We start from the raw sequence: 17,071 nt of genomic DNA on the forward strand, positions 1-17,071 counted from the left end.
CGCTGGGGTACCTCTCTTGCAATTGATCATCTTTTTCTGTCATAGTGGAATCGGCGAATGAGATTACAGTTTCGCGTAAAATCCGATAATTCTACGATTTTTACAATATAAAATCAATATGTTAGTTCCTAGACAGGCTCTGAGCGCATTGATCTCGCGGTAGGTCAAACGGGCGCTGCACAGGCGCGAGAAGTCGCGGTGCGCCAATTTTTCCTCCAGCTTCGCGATATGCTGCTCGATGCAGGACCGCAAGACCGCCGGGTCCAGTCCTTGAACCCTCCGGACCAGGTGCGCGCACAGAATATCGAGCAGGCCGTCGACATTTGAGCTCATATCCGCGTACATCGTCCGGAACAACCGCCACACCAGCGGCTCGCCGAAGTTCAGGGCTCGGACGGCGTCATTGTCGAAGGTGAACTTGTGTCCCTTGTTGAGCTTCTCATCCTGAATCACGTCGATGCCCGGGACGATGGCCATGCCCAGGAGCCGCAGCGCGAGGTTGTCGTTTTCCCCTTCCGGCATCAGGTCCGGGACATTCATCTCGAAGCGGCGATCGATATGGTAGGTTGGAGAGATCTGCTCTTCGTAGAGTCGCTTGGCCTCGGCCATGCCATCGAGGTAGTAGGTCGGCAGGGCCGCGCCATAACAAAGCATCCATACGCGATGGGGGTCGCCGGTGGTGGAGAAGGAGAGGCTCGAGCGGATGTGAAAGCGGAACTTCGCGTCGTCGGCAATTTGACCGTAGGTCGGGAGGTCTTTGGCGTGATCCTGGAAGCCGATATTGATGATCTTATCCAACAATGCCTCCTGGCTCGCATTGAGTCGGCCGCGTTCGTACCGCCACAACGGCGAAGCCAGCCGGATCAGGTGATCGAATTGCTCATGCAGGAACCCATCCGGGTCACCTGACTCCAGAGCCAGAGTCTCCAATGCCTGATCGGCCGTCACCGTGGGGATATAGTCCAGCCGCTTCATGCAATAGCCGAGAAACAGTTTTTCGAGCTGGTCCGGGGACTCGCGGTACAGGTCTACATAACGCTCTGCGGAATGGATCGCTTCATCTCTGACGAATTCCTCATAGGTCGGCCCAAGGTCTTTGGCGCCGGAACTCAGGATGCGCTGACCGCCAGCCGTGTCGCCCTTGCCGGCGTAGGGGACTATGAAAGTATTGCCATTGCCGAGCAGGACGTGGTTCGGACGGGTGCGCAGCACCTCGAGGCCTTTTCCCTCCTGAGACACCCGCTGTTGCAGCCGTGTGTCGACCGCCAGCAGGGCCTTGAGGATCTCAGAGGCTGCCGGGACACTGGTCGCCTTGGCGGCGTCGACCAGAACCAGCAGGCGCTCATAGCAGGCCTTTTCCTGCTCCAGGTTATTCACCGTCTGGCGTGCAGTGAGCAGATCTCCAGCCCGTTCCGCCCACGCGTTGGCGGCCGACTTGCGATGCCCGCCAATCCAGGGAATGTAGCTGGATTTCTCGACAATCTCGAACAGTCCATTGGCATCCTGCTCCAGGTTGTGCCACTTTTCCGTCGCCTCGTTCAGATCTTTGGCAGCCTCATCGCGCAAACCACTGACGTGCTCAAACAGGCGCTGGCCCCAGTCGCGACGATAGGTCCGGTCGAACTCGGGGGCCGCTTCGATCCGGCTGATCGCTTGGCGCAGGCTGCGCAGTGTTTGCTCGAGAAAGACCGGGCCTTGGCCCTCAGCGGCGGCCTTGGTCAAGGCCTTTGCCAACGCGGTCGTCTCGCCGGCAAGCCGATTCTTCAGCAGGGACGCGAAGTCGGCGTCGGCGATCTCATAGGCTTCCAGTTGAAAGGAAACGGGCGAGCGCCGCGGACAAAGTTTCGCCTGGACGTTGTTACGGTGCAGATTGAGTTGGGTGATGAACTGATCGACGTCCTGTGACGCCTGTTGACCAATGTCGGCGCCGACCCGCGCGCCGGCGGAGACATCGGCCCCCGACTCCAGACGACGCCTGGCTTCTCGACAGATTTCAAGGGCCCGCACGGCGCCGATCCAACGGTGGAGTTCCTGGGCCGGATAATGCAGCGAGCTGATGCCCAGACTGGAGTAACGCGCGTAGCGATTATTCCACATCTTAGGGTCTTGCGAGCCCAAGAAGGACGCGAGATTATCATTTACGCTCTTGATGGGAATCGACATCGATCCCATGGACAGAAAGATGGCGTTGGAGACAACATCACAGAGATCATGGACGCTGTCAATATTCTGGCCGAAATCGTTACGTCCATCGATGACATGGAAGAGGTCGTAGGGGGCTTTGTTGACCTTGACATGGAGGTCCCCGTAGTCGATCTCGTATTGATAGAAAGTCTCATCGTCAAACCTCACGCTTTGCAGATTATCCAGTTCCGCCAGTGCGGCATAGGCATTCTGGCGAATCCGGTAAGCGAAGGACTTATTGCGATAGACCCAGGGCAGCAGGAAAAAACCGTGGATGTGGGCGTTGTGCTCCTTCGCCCGCAATAACAGGCCGCAGTCGATGAAGGTCCCGCTGCCGGTGCCGCCCGCCACGGAGCCGCACACGTAGACCTCGGTCGCGTCGTGGGAGAGCGCAAAGTCGGTCGTCGAACCAAGCTGCTCAGCCGCCGAAGCCATCTTGTGCGGTAGACGTACGTCGTTGAGCTCCGCAAACAGGATGTCGATGCGCTGGCGGATCTCGTTGATGCCGTGGAAAAAGGCCAAGCGGCCATTCTGCCGCACGGCGCCGGCGCCATGGCTGATGGCACTGACCGGCCCCTGGCCGACATACCAATCCTGGACTGTCTTGGATGCACGAATGAATCCGGGCGGATCATCCACCTTCAGGTGCATGAATTCGCTGGGCTCGATGGCATAAGTCGCATCGTGCGTCTGCGAGCGCATTTTCAACGCTTCATCGTCGGTATCGAGGCACAGGATCTTGACCGAGGGCGGGACGACGCCATAGGTGTCGAGGAAGAAGCGTTTGGTGCGTAGCACGATTTGCTGCCCGGCGCCGCCGAGCCCGATGAGTAAGGTCTTGCGAAATTCCGGCTTGGTATGCGGCATGATTCTCCTGCCCTCCTCTCTCAGCTACTGATGATTTCGTTGGTTTCTCGGGCTATCGCTAGACGCGTAGTCTGAGCGTGGCGTCTACAGAGTCTCCGTCCGCGAGGTTGAAGCGCAAGCTGTGCTGTCCGCGCGCTTTGACGCAGATGTAAGCCGTGCCGCTGATTGGGCTACTGTCCAGTCTCACATCAGAGCCCCTGGTCACCGACACACACAACCGCTTAAACAGGAACAGATGACGCCGGGGGCGAATCCGCACGCGGGTGGTCCCCAGATCCACCTCCGCGGTTGGCACCGCGGTGCTCAGCCACTCCCGCCGCGGGGACACCCGCACGGCAGCATACCCGGGGTTACGGCCCGTCTTATCAAGCTGCACCTGTCCGCGGACCTTCGCCGTCAAAACCGAGACAAGTTCCAGTAGGGCCAGAAAGACGAGGGCGGCCAGCCCGACCAGCACCCAAGGGGGCTCCACGCGGAAATACTCGGTCTGGCTTTGCATGCGGAACTCGCCAGTTCCGAGCCGGCCGGTCAGGGTGTAGCTATAGCGGTAGTCGGCATAGTCGGGGACGGGGGTCGACACCAGGAACTCCAGGCGATCTCCGACCGCAGTGCCCGGGACCTGTTGTTCCAGCACCGGGCTGTAGGTCCCCGTGGCGGGATCGCGTCGTTCGAGGAGGATGCGCAGGGTCGCCGGGGTCTCAAAGCCGAGGTCCTGATAACGGGCCTTGGCGATGCTGCCGCCCAGAACCAGATCCTTGGTCACGAAGGGGATGGGCCGCAGGGGCGTCGGCAGCGTGCGCCACTCCATGAGCGGTTCCTGGACCTCCAGGGTCCGGGGTGGGGAGCGACGCAGGAACCAGGGATCGCCATCTTTGGTGGCGATCACTTGCAATTCGACGCGGCCCGGGGCGGGCGCCTTGCCGAGAGCCGTGAACGGCCCCTCAGGCAAAACCAGTGAATGGACGCCGCTCTTTTCATCGTCCGTGAGCGGCACTTGGACCAGGGAGACGTCCAAGGCGCCCACTTCGGCGATCTTTGCCTGTAACTGGTAGCCATCGGTGATGCGGCGCTTGCTCCGTTCATCGTAGAGCCAGGCCTGCAAGAGGCCGACTTCGTTGACGGCGATCTGCGGTGGTATGTGCTCGCGGAGTTTGACGGGCGACACGATCTTGCTCAGGACCCGCGGCGTCTTGCCATCCGTGCACTTGACCGTCCAGATGCCAGGGCGAGGCTTACGGACCACGAAGAGATCGAAGTGCTGGTAGTCGCGATTGCGGTAAACCGAATCCGGCGCGTCGGCCGGCGACGCCTCGCCGGGGATGGCAGTGATCGCGGGGGGAACCAGTTCGATCTGGGCGGACGTGGGCAGCTCGGCGTCACCCTTTGATCCCGGCGATGACCCCGGCGAACGCTTGCGCACGATCAGGTTCATCAATTCGACCGTGCTGTCGACTCGGAAGGCTGCACCACCATCTTCCCCAAGCGTTGAGATACCCTTGGTGTCGTTGAGGATGGTCACTGCGATCTCCGGCAACTGTTCCAGCGTCCGGGCGTGGTAAAAGTGGGTCGGCGAGGACGCGAGGTGCCCAGACATGAGCGTCAGGCCGGTGAGGTCGGGCAACCCCGGGATGGGCTGGCGGCTGGAGGTATCGCCAAGGACGACGGCATAGATGGGCAGGCCAGCGAGTGGTCCGCGCAGGTCCGTCTGCATCTGCGCGAAGGCGGCGGCAGTCTGTCGGTCTTTGGGTTCGAGTTTGCCGTCACTGAACAGCACCGCCGCGCGGATCGCGTCGCGGGTTGGGAGCAGTTCGTCCCGGGCATCGGCCAAGTGCCGGATGCCGGCGCGGATGTCGGAGAACTTCTCACGGAAATCGACTTCACCCTTTACCGCGGCCTTGAAGGCGTCGCGATCGGCGTCAGTCACCAGGCGCCGTGAGATGACGGTCTTTCCCTTGGGCGCCTCGCCAAAGGTTACGACCGCGATGTGGTCACCCGGATCTGCCAGGTCCGCCAGGAGCATGGTCGCCTCGCGGATGATCACTTGCTCGGGCGGCGTGATGCTGGCGGAGTTGTCGATGAGGACGACGAAGTCGACCGATGGCTGCGATGCCTCGGCGCCCGGCGGTAAGGTGCCTGGCGGCGCGCCCCCCGCGGGCAGATCGTGCCGGGAGCAACCCGACAATACCAATGATACGAGTAGGACAATGGCCAACATGAGCGCTAGCCAGAAAAATGGCAAGCGTCCCGCCGGTCCCCTCGTACCCACCGGCAAGCGGCTGGAACTGAGGGGAGCGCGGAACAGCCTGGCGGTCGCCATCGGAAGACGTTTCATGGGTTTCACCCGCTCCATGCCTGATCCAGCACCTGACCGGAATCCGCCGAACCTGGGGGGCGACATAAAAACTCGGCTCCATCCCGGAACGTCCCCGGAGTCCAACCAGTATTTCGATCAGGGAATTCTAGATGGAATTGGATTTCGGTGCTTCCAAAATCGCCGCAAGCGACCTTTCAAGCCCGCGCGGCGCCGCGAGCCCCTATTGCCGCTCGCTGAGACGTGTCGGCCACCCTTAGCAATTGCTTGAATTCCCACAAGTTGAAGCCGTGAGCAGAAAGGACGTTGGCTCCACCCTGTTCCCGGCCTTGCTCAATGTAACGATCGATAACGGGTAACCCGGCGGCGGCCGCCGCGCCTGTGGGTGCGGTGTGCGGTACGCCTCCCCCGAAGCGACCACGTAACGAAGCAACGGGAGCCGGATTCAGTGCTCCGGCCGGCGCTTGTGCTCAAGCAGCAGATGGACCGGGAGTTCGCCGCCATGGCAGGCGACCCGGTACACGAGGTCCGAGCAATCTTCGCTCAAGTCCTCGCCCACGTCGGAGTCCTTGGCGATTTCCAGGGTGGTGCGATCGATCTCGGCCAGGAGCGCCGCGGGGAGGGTCTGGAGCAAAAAATCCCGGGCAATCTCCAGGCGTCCGAAGCTCTCCCGGGGTAGCGGTCGTGGGGCGGCCGAGCTCGTCCATGGCGGTGCAGGCTCGTGTGTCTGCGTTCGCAGGGCAAGTGTCTCAGTCTCTCGTTCGCGCAAGACAGGGAACTGTAACTCTAAGTGTTACCATTCCAGCCATGCGAAAGATCTTCAAGACACGCCATTTTTCCCGCTGGATGCGCAAAACCGAACTAACGGACCAGACCCTCTGCGCGGCGGTCGTGGCGATGGAGGCGGGATTGGACGAGATTTGCGATGACAACCAAGAGTGAGTCGAGCGGCATACTGGCGGCCGTCCACGAGACCGCCCAAGACCTGCATCACGCGGGATTCATCGACAAGCGGCGGATGCGGTACTTCGACGCCCTGTGCCTTGATCCCATCCCGCCCTACACCCGCGAGCACATCCGTGCCCTGCGTGATCGCTACCAGTTGAGCCAGACCGTTCTTGCCTGCGTATTGAACACCAGCGCATCGACGGTGCGGCAATGGGAGATCGGCTCCAAGCACCCCAGCGGTCCATCGTTGAAACTCTTGAGTCTTCTCGATCGCAAAGGGCTCGACGCTTTGCTGTGATGCCGAGCGCAGCGGGCCACTGCTTGAGCAGATTGCCAAAGCCGAGGCCCTGGAAGACCTGGCCGAGACGCTCCTCGATAGTCCGGATGGGGCGACCTGGCTGGACGCTGTCACGCAAGCCGCGGGTTGATTCGCGACGGCTGAAGTCGCCGGGATCGGCCAAGGCGCGGTCAGCCACCGGATGACGTTGCACGCACCTCCCGCGCGGGCACGGGGGCCAGGGCGCTTGACCTGAAGATCCTGAAGGGGTGTCAGCGCCGGTGTCGACCCTATCTCAGCTTGAGCGACGTGCCCTTGTTGATGATGAGCTCGATCCCCCGTCCCGCATCGACTTCGAGCACCGGAAAGGTGTTCTCTGCCATCTTCATGTAATAGTCGGCCAACTTGTCCATGGCCCCGCCGACCCCACCGGCAAAACCGGCCTCGGCCGCCTGGGGGGTGAACATGGACTGGAACTGGACCTGGCCGCCGGTCGCTGCGTTGCTGAACGGCGTCGCCGGAACCTGGGTGAACACCTTCGAGAACGCGGTCAGGAAGCCGGCCTGCAATGCCTTGGCGAGCAGGGCGCCCTGCTTGCTGACCAGTCGGCCACGGATGCCGACCTTGCCGTCTTCGCCGACCGCATAGGCGTCGAGCGGGACCTCGATGACGCCCCCGTCGGTGCGCACGCAGGTCAAGGTCTCAGCACGCAGGTAGGCGCGCTCCGACCCCAGATCGCCGAAGCCGCCGACGATCACAAAGCATTCCCTGACGTCCGCACGGAACCGGTTGGGCAGAATCGCATCGTGCTTGATCCGCATCAGGGCCGGGGTCGGCTGCTGCCGGGCGCCCTGCCCCGTGGGGGCGTCCAGGCCGTTGAGGAGCACCCCGCTGAGGATGCTGCCGGCGGGGATAAAGAGTTCGCCGGGGGCCGGGACGGCGGGTCGACCGGCGGGCGGCGCGGGCGGTGGCGTAGCGCTGACCACGCGGATGTCCAGCGCGCGGCCGGCCCCGCTCGCGTGCGCGCCTGGCACCGCGGGACTGGGCGCGGGGGTGGTCGGCGGGCTGAACAGGTGATTCAGGGGCCGCTCGCCCGACGACGCTGGTGCGGTCGGCACCGGGGGCGGCGGGGGCGGCGGGGGCGCCGGCTCGGCCAGTCGCCCTGGGGGCCGTACGGCGGACGGCGACCCCGTCGGGGGCGTCGGCTTGGTCACGGCCATCTGGCGGCGGAGGCTCTCCAACTCATTCTTCAACTGCGCCATCTCGACACGTTGCGCCTCGACCACCGCGGGATCGACCGGGGGTACAGCCGGCGGGTCCGGGGGTTTCGCCAACGCCTGCTTCACGTCATCGACATGGTGCTCCATACGCTCCAACCGGGCGGCGAGCCCTTCAATGCCCAATGAGCGCGGATCGGTATCGGTGAGCAGGTTGCGCACCAGGGTCTCCTGGGCGGTCCCCTTGGGGGCCGGGGGTCCGGCACTTTGCACCGCGAGCGCGGCCAGGACGAGCAGCACGGACGCGCCGGCCCCCCAGGCGACCACGCGCTGGACGCCGGGCGACAGGGCGGCCCACTGGGTTTTGAGCGTGATCACCGGGGTGTCTCGCGCAGCGCCGTCGCCACCGCGCCCTCCTGGAGGACGAGGAACAGTTCGGTCGCCTGCCCCGGCGCCAGCGTCTGCAACGGCCAGGCGCCCACCGCCGCGACGCGGCCCTGGTCCAGGTCGCAGGCGGACGCGTTGACCAGGACGGTACTGGTGCCGGCATTGCGCACGCCGAGGGTCAGCACGGTGGCGCCCGCCCCTTGGGTCAGTTGTGCCTTGGTGATCTTGAGCCCTGGCGCGCAGTGCGCGTGCGGACCGCGGCCATTGACCTGGACGCCGGCCGGCAGGCGGCGCTGGGCCATGGCGCGCAACAGGTCAGTGATCCCGGCCACGTAGGAATCGCTGCCGTTGCGCCCTCCTCCCCCGACCGGCGGCAACGCCGCTTGGCCACTGTCGGGTACCCCGCCGCTCGCGCCCTTGCCGTGATAACCGGGCACGGTCAGGCGAATCTCGCGCGGCGGGACGTACCGCGGGGCCAGGGTGAGCGACAACGCCAGGTCGTTGCTCTGGCCGTCGCTGATGTACAGGGACACGGGTTCCTCGGTGGACGTGGCCACGTAGACCACCGGGCCATCGACGCTGGTACTGGCCGCCGAGACGGTCCGCACCACCGGATTCGCAAACGGGGTGACGATGCGATTGAGATGGTCGATAGCGATCTCGATCAACGCCGTGGTGCCCGCGGCGAGGGTGACGTTGCGGGGTCCCAGCTCCATCGCCCCGGACCCCGACTGCCCCATCCCGACGCGCAGCAAGCCGCCACGCCGCTCGGAGGCACTGCTGGTCCGACGGGCGGCCGCGGCCCCGCCGACCTGACGAATGGGCGGCGCGGTCACCGGACCGCCTTCCCCGGTCCCGGTCGGGTCGGCGCGCGGTCCCGCCGCCGCGGTGCGAACATCCAGCAGGTCGCAGGAGACTCGCGGGATCGCGGCCCCGGCATCGGGCTCCGGGGCGGCCTGGGCCGTGCCGAGCGCGAGCGCCATGCACAGGGCGAGCAGGGTCGGTTGGCGGATCATCGCGGGCTCCCGACGGTTGCGCCGACGCGCGGCTCCCCCGGATAGGAATCCAGGAAGACCACGACCGGCCGATAGTTCTTGAACTCGATCCGCAGGGCATAGGTGCGCGCGGTACTGACCGGCTTGGCCGCCGGTCCGCTGGTGACGTGGGTGCCGGTGATGTAGATCGTGCCGCTCGCCGGATCCCGGCTGACCGCCCGCGGCTCAAAGGCCAGGCTGACCTTTTCGCGGCGAATCTCGGCGACCTGGGCGTCCAGGACGCGCAGCACGTCGACCCGCAGCGCCGGTGACAGCAAGGGCTCCAGGGCCTTGATCAGGAACTCGGCGTTGGTGGGGGTGACGTTACCGAGCAGCTCAGCGACGAACAGCGCCCAGGCGTCCCGAACCTCCTGGCTGGCCGAGGAGCGGGCGACCGAGACCGCCCCTTCCAGCACTGGCGGCACCAACACCACGGTGCGATCGGTCTGGTTGATCGTCACCGCCAGCACGCAGTTCACGCCGATCAGCAGCAGGATGATGATGCGATTGACCCGGTTCTCCAGCGTCAGCCCGGCCCAGGTGGCGAGAAAGCGCTGGAGGTTCATGGCAGCCACCGCCGACAGAACGGATTGGGGGTGGTCCGCCCGCGCAGGGGCAGCAGGCCGTACCAATAGAGGACATGCAGCGCGTGCCCGTCGGGGCGCCGCTCGCGGTACTTGGAATACAGGCGCACCAGGAGCACGCCCAGGATGATCAGTTTGAACATCGTGCTGGGACTGCCGGTGAAGATCCCGATGATCAGACACAGGACGATGGGCACGAGATCGTCGACGCGCCACAGCAGGATCAGCGGTGGATCGTCGATATATTTGGGGATTTCGGTGGGGTCAGCCATGGGCGCAGTGTGCTGCGCGGTGGGCGAGGACCGTGAGCGCTGAAGGTGCGGATTATTGGGGGGAATGCGGGAAAGGGGGGTTGACCCAAGACCGAGGACATCCGCACCGGGCGTGAGTTTCGATTCAGGATGCTCGTCGAAACTTCACGGTGTAACCCTGAACGCGGCAACCATCTTGGACCACCTGCACCTTACGACGTCGCGTGGATGCACGCGTTTGGCGTCACCCGGCGCTCCGATCCCGTTCCCGAAGCCCCACTATGGGGCCAGCGCCCCTACAGATCGACCATGCGCGCCCGGCGCCCGGCGATGGTGTCGATCGGAGCGTCCGCCTCGGCGGTCTCGGCCTCCGCGGCTTGGCGGCAGTTGGTTGTCGCCCACTGGCGCAGCGTCGCGACGTCCCGCGCCCGGGAGCGGGCCAGCGGGATGATCTCGTGCGCGGACTTCAGCAGGTGCTCGGTCCGCAGTTCCTGCCCCGCATCCGCGTAGGCTTCGTAGAGTGCGTTGATCACCAGTTCCTCCAGTTCGGCTCCGCTGAAACCTTCGGTCGCACGCACCACGCCGGCGATGTCGTAGTCGGTGGGCGCGCGTTTGCGCCGGCCCAAGTGGATCATCAGGATCTCCGCACGGTTACGCGGGGTCGGCAGGTCGACGAAAAAGATCTCGTCAAGACGGCCCTTGCGCAGCAGCTCGGGCGGAAGCTGGGAGATGTCGTTGGCGGTGGCCACCACGAACACCGGCTGGGTCTTCTCCTCCATCCAGGTCAGCAGGGTACCAAAGACGCGGGTGCTCACCCCGCTGTCGCCGCTACCGCCGATCCCGGACAGGCCCTTCTCCAACTCGTCGATCCACAGCACGCAGGGGGCCACCCCCTCGGCCACGGCCAGCGCCTTGCGCATACGCTCCTCGGATTCGCCCACCAGCCCGGCGAAGACCCGGCCCAGGTCGAACTTCAGCAACGGCTTCTGCCACTCCGCGGCCACCGCCTTGGCGCACAGGCTCTTGCCGCAGCCTGGCACCCCCACCAGCATGACCCCGCGCGGGTTGGGCAACCCGAAGTCGCGCGCCTTTTGCGAGAAGCCCTCGTTGCGCCGGCGCAGCCAGGTCTTCAGGTTCCCCAGCCCGCCGATCCCGGCGAAGTCCTCCACCGCGGCCGTGTACTCCAGGATGCCGGACTTGCGGATGATCTGCTCCTTCTCCTCCAGGATGGACTTCACATCGGCTCCGGTCAGCCCCTGCTGGCTGACGATCGCCTTGGCCAGGGCATTCTCCGCCTCCGAGCGGGTCAGCCCCTGGCACGCCGTGACGATGGCATCCCGCGCGTCGTCGTCCAGGTTCAGAGTCACGGTCGGATTGTCGCGCACCTGTTCCACCAGCCGATCCAGCACCTCCCGGTACTCAGCCGGATTCGGCAGCGGTAGGTCCACCACCGTCACATCCTTGTGCAACTCGGTGGGAATCGCCAGCAGCGGAGAGAGCCACAGCAGCGTGCGCGGCGACCCTTTCAACTCCGGCACCAGATCGCGCAGCAGCCGGATCAGGAGCGCGGCGTCCGGAGCGTTGTCTTTGAGATACGGGTGAAAGTCCTTGAACAGAAACAGCGCACCCTCGGCATACCCGGCCACGAAGGCCAGTGCCCGCTCCGGCCGACGGGTATCCTCCTTGGCCACCGGCCGGCCCTCCGCGTCCACGAAGCCGCGCGAGACCGACCAAACGAAGAGCTTGCGCGGGCGCTTCCACATCGCTTTCTGGCGCAGCAGTTCGTCCACCAGCTCCAGTGCCCGGTCCTCCTCGCTCGAGACGATGGTGACGATGGGATAGCCGGCGCGGATGTAGGTCGCGAGGTCTTTGACGAAGGCCTTGGCCATTGCGGTCTCCAGGGGCGGGCTAAAGGGTCACGCCTTCGGTCTCCTGGACCAGGACCCGCTCGGGCTCCCGCTCATGGTCGGCGGTCAGCTCGCGCGTCTGTACCGTGCCGAGCGCCTGTTCCATAGCCTTGGTGAAGTCCAGGCAGTTGCCCCCCTCGCCGCCCTCCACGCGGATCTCGGTGCGGCCGTCACGGGTGATGCGGATTCTCATTTTCTTCATGGACATCGTCGGTTCCTCGTCGGGGAAAGCGAAATCGCGTCATGGTTGATGAACACGGAGCAGATGCACCGAACCACCTCAGTGTGCCGGAAAGGGATTGATCACCTTCACCCCGTCATAGTCCTGCCCATGGTTCAGATCCTCCGAATACAGCACCCCGGCGCCCAGGACCCGGGCGGCGGCGATGATCGCCGCGTCCCAATAGGCGATCTGGAAGCGCTCCTTCAGACGCAGGGCATCCAGGAGCAGGGCGGCATCCGATGCGACCGTCGGATGCCGCAGGAACTGCCGGATCGCCGCCACCGCGTCGGTGTGGGTCATGGCTCCGCAGGGTGGCCGCACCACGTTGACGTAAAACTCCTGAAGGACTTGTACCGACAGCCCCCAGCCCGGTCCACCCAAGACCTGCCGGGCCAGCGCCCGCTTGCCGGCCTCGGCCGCGTCGGTCGAGACCGCGTAGAGCAGGACATTCGTATCGATGAAGGCGTCAGCGCGCATGGGCCTCCTCGCGGGTCATCCGGTCGGCGGCCCGAAAGCCTTGGGCGCAATCCAGGGCCGCGAAGAGCGCCGCGGTCGGGTCCGCGTCGATATCGGCGGGGCGGGCGAAGGTGCGCAGGTAGTCGCGCACCAGGGCGCTGACCGTGGTGTTGCGCTCGGCGGCGGCAATGCGCGCGCGACGGTAGGTCTCTTCATCGACAGACAGGGTGATATTTTTCATCGCGTATCCACAGTCTCACAGTTATACAGGATCAATATAGACCTTGGACCGCGGCGGCATCAAGTACGTCGCCTCCCCCCGACCCCTCCCCCCAAGGGGTCGGGAGAAGAGGCAGTGAGCCCACACCTGTGCGCCGGGCCGCGTGCTCGCCGTTGCCGCCTCGCCTACCGGCGGGCGGCACGGGAGCACGCTGGGCTTGTTGGCCGTGTTTGGGGGTCGGAAGCTGGGGATGCTGGGTGTTCATGAAGGCACGGACGGGGAGGCTGGCCTCACGAGACGCCACCCCCGGCGGCCGTCGCGGCCACCCGGCACCCCCCCGTCGCGGCCCGCGCCCCGCAACCCCCCGGGGCCGCCGCGCCCCCCAGCTACCGCCGCGGCGCACCCGGCCCGAGCCTCCCTCCGGCCCCCGCGGGTCTCGCGCTGGCGACTTGCCGTAGTAGTCGTTGCCATACCAGTCCGCGCACCATTCCCACACATTGCCGCTCTGGTTGTAGGTGCCGTAGCCGGAGACCCCATCCGGATAACCGAACACTGCACAGGTCCACGTGCAACGCTTGTACGGATCATGTCGGCACCGGCTGGCACCCCAATCCTTCCCCCACGGATAGATCAGGCCCTTGGGTCCCCGCGCCGCCTTCTCCCATTGCGCCTCCGTCGGCAACGCGCACCCGGCCCATCTCGCATAGGCGGTGGCGTCATCCCAGGAGATGTCCGTCACCGGACAAGCCGCCGCCTCACCATGCACCTCTTTGTTCGGCGCCGGGTGCCGGGTCGCCTGCATGAACCGAAGATACTGCGCATTGGTCACCGCATAGACCCCGATCCAGTAGGCCGAGACGAACACCTGGTGCTTGGGGCAGTCGGGGTCCCGCCCGTCGCCCATTTCGAACTCGCCCGCGGGGACATAGACCATTATCGAGCTGTCCTTGGCATTGACCGCCAGCGGCGGCGGGCAACCGTCATCCAACCATTCGCGGGTACCGTAGTGGGGAAGTGTCTGGGCGTCAGTGGACATGGCGGCTCCAAAGAAATCGTATCCATCCCCCCTGGTGGGGGGGGGTGAGGGTAGTCGGGGGACTCAAAACCGCTCGCACACCAGGATCTCAATCTCCCCATTCTCCAAGACCCGTTCCTCCTCGATGATCAGCCCCTGCTCCAACACCTGCTTGCGCACCGCGAGATGCGCATAGGTGCGGTTCAGCGCTTGGGTGAAGCTCTCCTCGCGCAGTTGGGTGTTGCCGCGCACGCCCCACCAGTCGGCGCAGAGGGCGAAGGTCTCGTCGGGCTGGCGCTGGAAGCCGATGTCGTACTGGCTGCCGGTGTCGATGACGACTTGGCCGTACTCGGTGTTGCCCCGATAACCGCGGATCGGGACGCGCTCACCGGCCTGGTAGCGGTGGTGCAACTGGCGCAGGGTGTCCTCCAGCAGGACTTGGTCGCGGATCACGGTCTGGACGCGGGTGAAATGAGACATCGTTGTCGGCTCCGGTCGTCGTTGGATGCGTTGTGGCGCTACGCCGTTCTGGCATTGCTCGCCGCCCACTGTTGCAAATACTCAAGCTCCTCTGCCCGCGCCTTGGACAGCGGCGGACTCTCGACCAGCGCGGCGGTCAGGTCCGCATCGGTCAGGTCCCGGCAATCCTCGGCGAAGGCACGGTAAAGGCCGGCGACCACGGCCGCCTCGATCTCGGCGCCGGAGTAGCCCGCGCTCGCCGCCGCCAACGCGGTCAGGTCGAAGCCGGCCGGGTCACGCCCGCGGCGGGCGAGATGGATACGAAAGATCCCCGCCCGCTCGCCCGCCCCCGGCAGGCCGACGAAGAAGACCTCATCGAAGCGGCCCTTGCGTGTGAACTCCGGCGGCAGGCGCTGGATGTCGTTGGCGGTGGCGGCCACGAACACCGCCGCCTGGCGGTCTTCCAGCCAGGTCAGGAAGGTGCCGAACAGCCGCTTGGCCACCCCGCTGTCGCGCGCCTGACCCAGCCCGCTGAACGCCTTCTCCAGTTCGTCGATCCACAGGATGCAGGGACTCACCGCCTCGGCGGTGACGAGTGCCCGGCGCAGCCGGCCCTCCGACTCGCCGAGCAGTGAGGCATAGACTCTTCCCAAGTCCAGGCGCAGCAGGGGCACCTGCCAGTCCGCCGCCAGCGCCTTGGCGGTTAGACTCTTGCCGCAGCCCGGCACCCCCACCAGCACCACCCCGCGCGGCGGGCGCAGCCCGAAGCGCCGCCCGGCGGGGTCGAAGGCCTGGCGGCGCTTGCCGAACCAGGTCTTGAGTCCGGTAAGCCCGCCGACGTCGGCAAAACCCACCGTCGGCCGGCAGAACTCCAGCACCCCTTCCTTGCGCACCGTCTGCTCCTTATCCGCCAGCACCGCTTCGGCGGCGCCCGCGTCCAGGGCGCCGCGGCTCAGGATACCGCGGCGCAGCACCCGCTCGGCCTCGCGCCCGGTGAGCCCGAGCAGCGCCCGGGCCAGGGTCTCCATGAGCGGCCCGTCGGGCGCCGGGCAGCCGGCATCAGCGGCGGTCTCCTCCACCAGCCGCTCCAGCTCCGGCAACTCCGGCGGCGGATAGAACAGCAGGGTGGCGTCGGCTGCCAGCTCCTCCGGGATCACCGGTGAGGGGCCGACGAAGACCAGGCTCTTGCGGGCGCGCTTCACCGTCCAGATGGCGTCGCGGATCAGGCGCACCACCACCGGTGAGAAGTGCCGATGCATGTCCAGAAAGACATAGATCGCCTCGTCCGGGCCGCGGAAAACATGCTCCAGGGCCAGCAGCGGGTCGCCGCGCGACTGGGACCCGCCCTGGCCAGCCAGGGGCTGGCCATCGCGGTCGCACAGCCCGGTGGTAGCGCTCCAGACGAACAATTCGATGGCGCGCCGCTCGGCCATCGCCTCGCGCACCCGCCGCAAGGAGGCCAAGGCGCGCTCCTCCTCATAGGTCTGCAGACAGACCAGCGGAAAGTGGGCGCGCAGATGGACCTCGATCTGCCCCTCCACATGGTTGATCAGGGCGCCGTGGCGCTGGGCCGCGCGCAGGTCCGCAAGCAACTCCGCGGCGGTCTGGTAGCGCCGCTCCGGCTCCTTCTCCAGCACCTTGCCGATCACCCGCGCCAAGCGCGGATCGAAGGCGTCGGTTTGGAGCGGCGTCAAGTCCGGCGGCTCGTACAGGATCTGGCGCAACAGGCTGCCCTCGTCGCGGCCGGGGAACGGCAGGGTGTTGGTGAGCAACTGGTAAAAGGTCACCCCCAGACCCCATAGGTCCGCGTTGAGCCCGGCCGCGCCCGAGAACTGCTCCGGGGCCATGTAGGCGACCGAGCCGACCCGGGTGGCGGCCCGGTACTGCGAATGGGCCATCAGCCGGGCCAGGCCGAAGTCCAGAATTTTCACGGTCCCGTCCGGGCGCCGCATCAGGTTGGCGGGCTTGATGTCACGGTGGATGGCCAACCCCTCATGAGCATAGTCCAGGGCCTCGCCGGCCTGCCGGATGATCTCGATCGCCTCCTCCAGGGGCAAGGGACCGCGGCGGGCCAGCACGGTGCTGAGCGGCTCGCCTTCCACCAGTTCCATCACCGCGAACAGCACGCCGTCGGACTCCGCCAGGCCCAGTTCCTGGACGATATTCGGATGGTTCAGGGTACGCACCACCCGCAGCTCATTGCGCAACAACTCGCGCGCCTCCGCGTCCTGGGCGTGGGGCACGCACACCGCCACCTGCTCCGGCCAGCCGTTAGCGGCCGGGGCCAGGTTGCGGGCGGCATAGACGGTCTTGAAGCCGCCGCGCCCCAGGGGCCGCTCGATCAGGAAATCGCCCAGGCGCTCGCCGGGTCGCACGCTGCCGTCCGCGCTCATGGTCTTAGCCCTCCTGTTTCTTCGCCGACCGGCGGGACGACTCGGTCAGCTTGCGCCGATCCTCCAGCCAGGCGTCGATATCGGCCTTGCGGAAGCGCCAGGCCGAGCCGATCTTGATCCCCGGAATGGTTCCCTTCTGGGCATAGCCGTAGAGGGTCTTTTCGGCGATCTTGAGATAGGCGGCAAGGTCTTGTAAAGTTAAGATTTCTTCTTCAGTCATTGGGTTGCGGACTCTGATTGAAATGCAGTTCCCCTCTCCCCCCGGCCCCCTCCCCCCAGGGGGGAGGGGGAGCGCAGACCCGCGCCCCGGGTCCCTCCCCGGGCATCCATCTTCTCCC

General features: G+C 65.8%; 17 protein-coding genes. 2 read left to right on the forward strand and 15 right to left on the reverse strand.

Features of this window, described 5'->3' with window-relative positions; all coding sequences use genetic code 11:
* Positions 1 to 63 precede the first annotated feature (63 nt).
* From QZY03_RS14800 to QZY03_RS14810, 3 genes are all read right to left on the reverse strand, one after another.
* Positions 64 to 3,051 carry a tubulin-like doman-containing protein gene (locus QZY03_RS14800; RefSeq protein ID WP_295582310.1) on the reverse strand — a complete coding sequence of 996 codons (2,988 nt, stop codon included), beginning with the start codon at positions 3,049 to 3,051 and terminating at the stop codon, positions 64 to 66.
* A 58-nt stretch (positions 3,052 to 3,109) separates the two neighbouring features.
* Positions 3,110 to 5,266 carry a vWA domain-containing protein gene (locus QZY03_RS14805; RefSeq protein WP_295582312.1) on the reverse strand — a complete coding sequence of 719 codons (2,157 nt, stop codon included), beginning with the start codon at positions 5,264 to 5,266 and terminating at the stop codon, positions 3,110 to 3,112.
* A gap of 541 nt (positions 5,267 to 5,807) precedes the next feature.
* A complete protein-coding gene (locus QZY03_RS14810) occupies positions 5,808 to 6,131 on the reverse strand; it encodes an Rpn family recombination-promoting nuclease/putative transposase (RefSeq protein ID WP_295582314.1) in 324 nt (107 codons plus the stop codon).
* A gap of 38 nt (positions 6,132 to 6,169) precedes the next feature.
* Between QZY03_RS14810 and QZY03_RS32115 the strand changes: the two genes are divergently transcribed.
* Both QZY03_RS32115 and QZY03_RS14815 read left to right on the forward strand, forming a co-directional pair.
* The gene (locus QZY03_RS32115) at positions 6,170 to 6,304 is read left to right on the forward strand and encodes a type II toxin-antitoxin system RelE/ParE family toxin (RefSeq protein ID WP_295613301.1); all 135 of its coding nucleotides are present in this window, start codon (positions 6,170 to 6,172) and stop codon (positions 6,302 to 6,304) included.
* Complete coding sequence (locus QZY03_RS14815; protein WP_295582316.1) at positions 6,288 to 6,608, forward strand: helix-turn-helix domain-containing protein; 321 nt, start codon at positions 6,288 to 6,290, stop codon at positions 6,606 to 6,608. Before QZY03_RS32115 ends, QZY03_RS14815 begins: the two co-directional genes overlap by 17 nt.
* A gap of 269 nt (positions 6,609 to 6,877) precedes the next feature.
* Here QZY03_RS14815 and QZY03_RS14820 read toward each other — a convergent pair whose 3' ends face one another.
* From QZY03_RS14820 to QZY03_RS14875, 12 genes are all read right to left on the reverse strand, one after another.
* Entirely contained in the window at positions 6,878 to 8,182 is a 1,305-nt protein-coding gene (locus QZY03_RS14820) for a TraB/VirB10 family protein (protein ID WP_295582317.1), read from the reverse strand.
* The gene (locus QZY03_RS14825) at positions 8,179 to 9,207 is read right to left on the reverse strand and encodes a type-F conjugative transfer system secretin TraK (protein WP_295582319.1); all 1,029 of its coding nucleotides are present in this window, start codon (positions 9,205 to 9,207) and stop codon (positions 8,179 to 8,181) included. Before QZY03_RS14825 ends, QZY03_RS14820 begins: the two co-directional genes overlap by 4 nt.
* Positions 9,204 to 9,791: a TraE/TraK family type IV conjugative transfer system protein gene (locus QZY03_RS14830; RefSeq protein WP_295582321.1), complete on the reverse strand. Its 588-nt coding sequence runs from the start codon at positions 9,789 to 9,791 to the stop codon at positions 9,204 to 9,206. Before QZY03_RS14830 ends, QZY03_RS14825 begins: the two co-directional genes overlap by 4 nt.
* Positions 9,788 to 10,081, reverse strand: coding sequence for a type IV conjugative transfer system protein TraL (gene traL, locus QZY03_RS14835; RefSeq protein WP_295582323.1), 294 nt, complete (start codon positions 10,079 to 10,081; stop codon positions 9,788 to 9,790). The genes QZY03_RS14830 and traL overlap by 4 nt, the downstream gene beginning before the upstream one ends.
* A gap of 275 nt (positions 10,082 to 10,356) precedes the next feature.
* Complete coding sequence (locus tag QZY03_RS14840; protein WP_295582325.1) at positions 10,357 to 11,949, reverse strand: AAA family ATPase; 1,593 nt, start codon at positions 11,947 to 11,949, stop codon at positions 10,357 to 10,359.
* A 19-nt stretch (positions 11,950 to 11,968) separates the two neighbouring features.
* Positions 11,969 to 12,169: a DUF2997 domain-containing protein gene (locus QZY03_RS14845; protein WP_295582327.1), complete on the reverse strand. Its 201-nt coding sequence runs from the start codon at positions 12,167 to 12,169 to the stop codon at positions 11,969 to 11,971.
* 78 nt (positions 12,170 to 12,247) lie between these two features.
* On the reverse strand, positions 12,248 to 12,667 hold the full coding sequence (locus tag QZY03_RS14850; protein WP_295582329.1) for a PIN domain-containing protein: 420 nt from the start codon (positions 12,665 to 12,667) through the stop codon (positions 12,248 to 12,250).
* Positions 12,657 to 12,887, reverse strand: a complete 231-nt coding sequence (locus QZY03_RS14855) for a DUF6364 family protein (protein ID WP_295582331.1) — start codon at positions 12,885 to 12,887, stop codon at positions 12,657 to 12,659. Before QZY03_RS14855 ends, QZY03_RS14850 begins: the two co-directional genes overlap by 11 nt.
* Before the next feature lie 31 nt (positions 12,888 to 12,918).
* Positions 12,919 to 13,902 (reverse strand): SUMF1/EgtB/PvdO family nonheme iron enzyme, encoded by a 984-nt coding sequence (locus QZY03_RS14860; protein WP_295582333.1) that lies wholly within the window; start codon positions 13,900 to 13,902, stop codon positions 12,919 to 12,921.
* Between the two features lie 63 nt (positions 13,903 to 13,965).
* Complete coding sequence (locus tag QZY03_RS14865; protein ID WP_295582335.1) at positions 13,966 to 14,361, reverse strand: DUF1257 domain-containing protein; 396 nt, start codon at positions 14,359 to 14,361, stop codon at positions 13,966 to 13,968.
* A 38-nt stretch (positions 14,362 to 14,399) separates the two neighbouring features.
* Positions 14,400 to 16,733, reverse strand: a complete 2,334-nt coding sequence (locus QZY03_RS14870) for a protein kinase (RefSeq protein WP_295582337.1) — start codon at positions 16,731 to 16,733, stop codon at positions 14,400 to 14,402.
* Positions 16,734 to 16,737: 4 nt separating this feature from the next.
* Entirely contained in the window at positions 16,738 to 16,953 is a 216-nt protein-coding gene (locus QZY03_RS14875) for a helix-turn-helix domain-containing protein (RefSeq protein ID WP_295582339.1), read from the reverse strand.
* Positions 16,954 to 17,071 lie beyond the last annotated feature (118 nt).

The sequence above is a fragment of the uncultured Lamprocystis sp. genome, assembly GCF_903933125.1.
GTDB lineage: Bacteria > Pseudomonadota > Gammaproteobacteria > Chromatiales > Chromatiaceae > Thiodictyon.

Excerpts from the sequence above, each read along its gene's own strand:
- QZY03_RS14865 (WP_295582335.1), bottom strand. The coding sequence starts at position 14,361 with ATGTCTCATTTCACCCGCGTCCAGACCGTGATCCGCGACCAAGTCCTG.
- QZY03_RS14860 (WP_295582333.1), bottom strand. The coding sequence starts at position 13,902 with ATGTCCACTGACGCCCAGACACTTCCCCACTACGGTACCCGCGAATGG.
- QZY03_RS14825 (WP_295582319.1), bottom strand. The coding sequence starts at position 9,207 with ATGATCCGCCAACCGACCCTGCTCGCCCTGTGCATGGCGCTCGCGCTC.
- QZY03_RS14870 (WP_295582337.1), bottom strand. The coding sequence starts at position 16,733 with ATGAGCGCGGACGGCAGCGTGCGACCCGGCGAGCGCCTGGGCGATTTC.
- QZY03_RS14840 (WP_295582325.1), bottom strand. The coding sequence starts at position 11,949 with ATGGCCAAGGCCTTCGTCAAAGACCTCGCGACCTACATCCGCGCCGGC.
- QZY03_RS14875 (WP_295582339.1), bottom strand. The coding sequence starts at position 16,953 with ATGACTGAAGAAGAAATCTTAACTTTACAAGACCTTGCCGCCTATCTC.
- QZY03_RS14800 (WP_295582310.1), bottom strand. The coding sequence starts at position 3,051 with ATGCCGCATACCAAGCCGGAATTTCGCAAGACCTTACTCATCGGGCTC.
- QZY03_RS14805 (WP_295582312.1), bottom strand. The coding sequence starts at position 5,266 with ATGTTGGCCATTGTCCTACTCGTATCATTGGTATTGTCGGGTTGCTCC.
- QZY03_RS14830 (WP_295582321.1), bottom strand. The coding sequence starts at position 9,791 with ATGAACCTCCAGCGCTTTCTCGCCACCTGGGCCGGGCTGACGCTGGAG.
- QZY03_RS14815 (WP_295582316.1), top strand. The coding sequence starts at position 6,288 with ATGACAACCAAGAGTGAGTCGAGCGGCATACTGGCGGCCGTCCACGAG.
- QZY03_RS14850 (WP_295582329.1), bottom strand. The coding sequence starts at position 12,667 with ATGCGCGCTGACGCCTTCATCGATACGAATGTCCTGCTCTACGCGGTC.
- QZY03_RS32115 (WP_295613301.1), top strand. The coding sequence starts at position 6,170 with ATGCGAAAGATCTTCAAGACACGCCATTTTTCCCGCTGGATGCGCAAA.
- QZY03_RS14845 (WP_295582327.1), bottom strand. The coding sequence starts at position 12,169 with ATGAAGAAAATGAGAATCCGCATCACCCGTGACGGCCGCACCGAGATC.
- QZY03_RS14855 (WP_295582331.1), bottom strand. The coding sequence starts at position 12,887 with ATGAAAAATATCACCCTGTCTGTCGATGAAGAGACCTACCGTCGCGCG.
- traL (WP_295582323.1), bottom strand. The coding sequence starts at position 10,081 with ATGGCTGACCCCACCGAAATCCCCAAATATATCGACGATCCACCGCTG.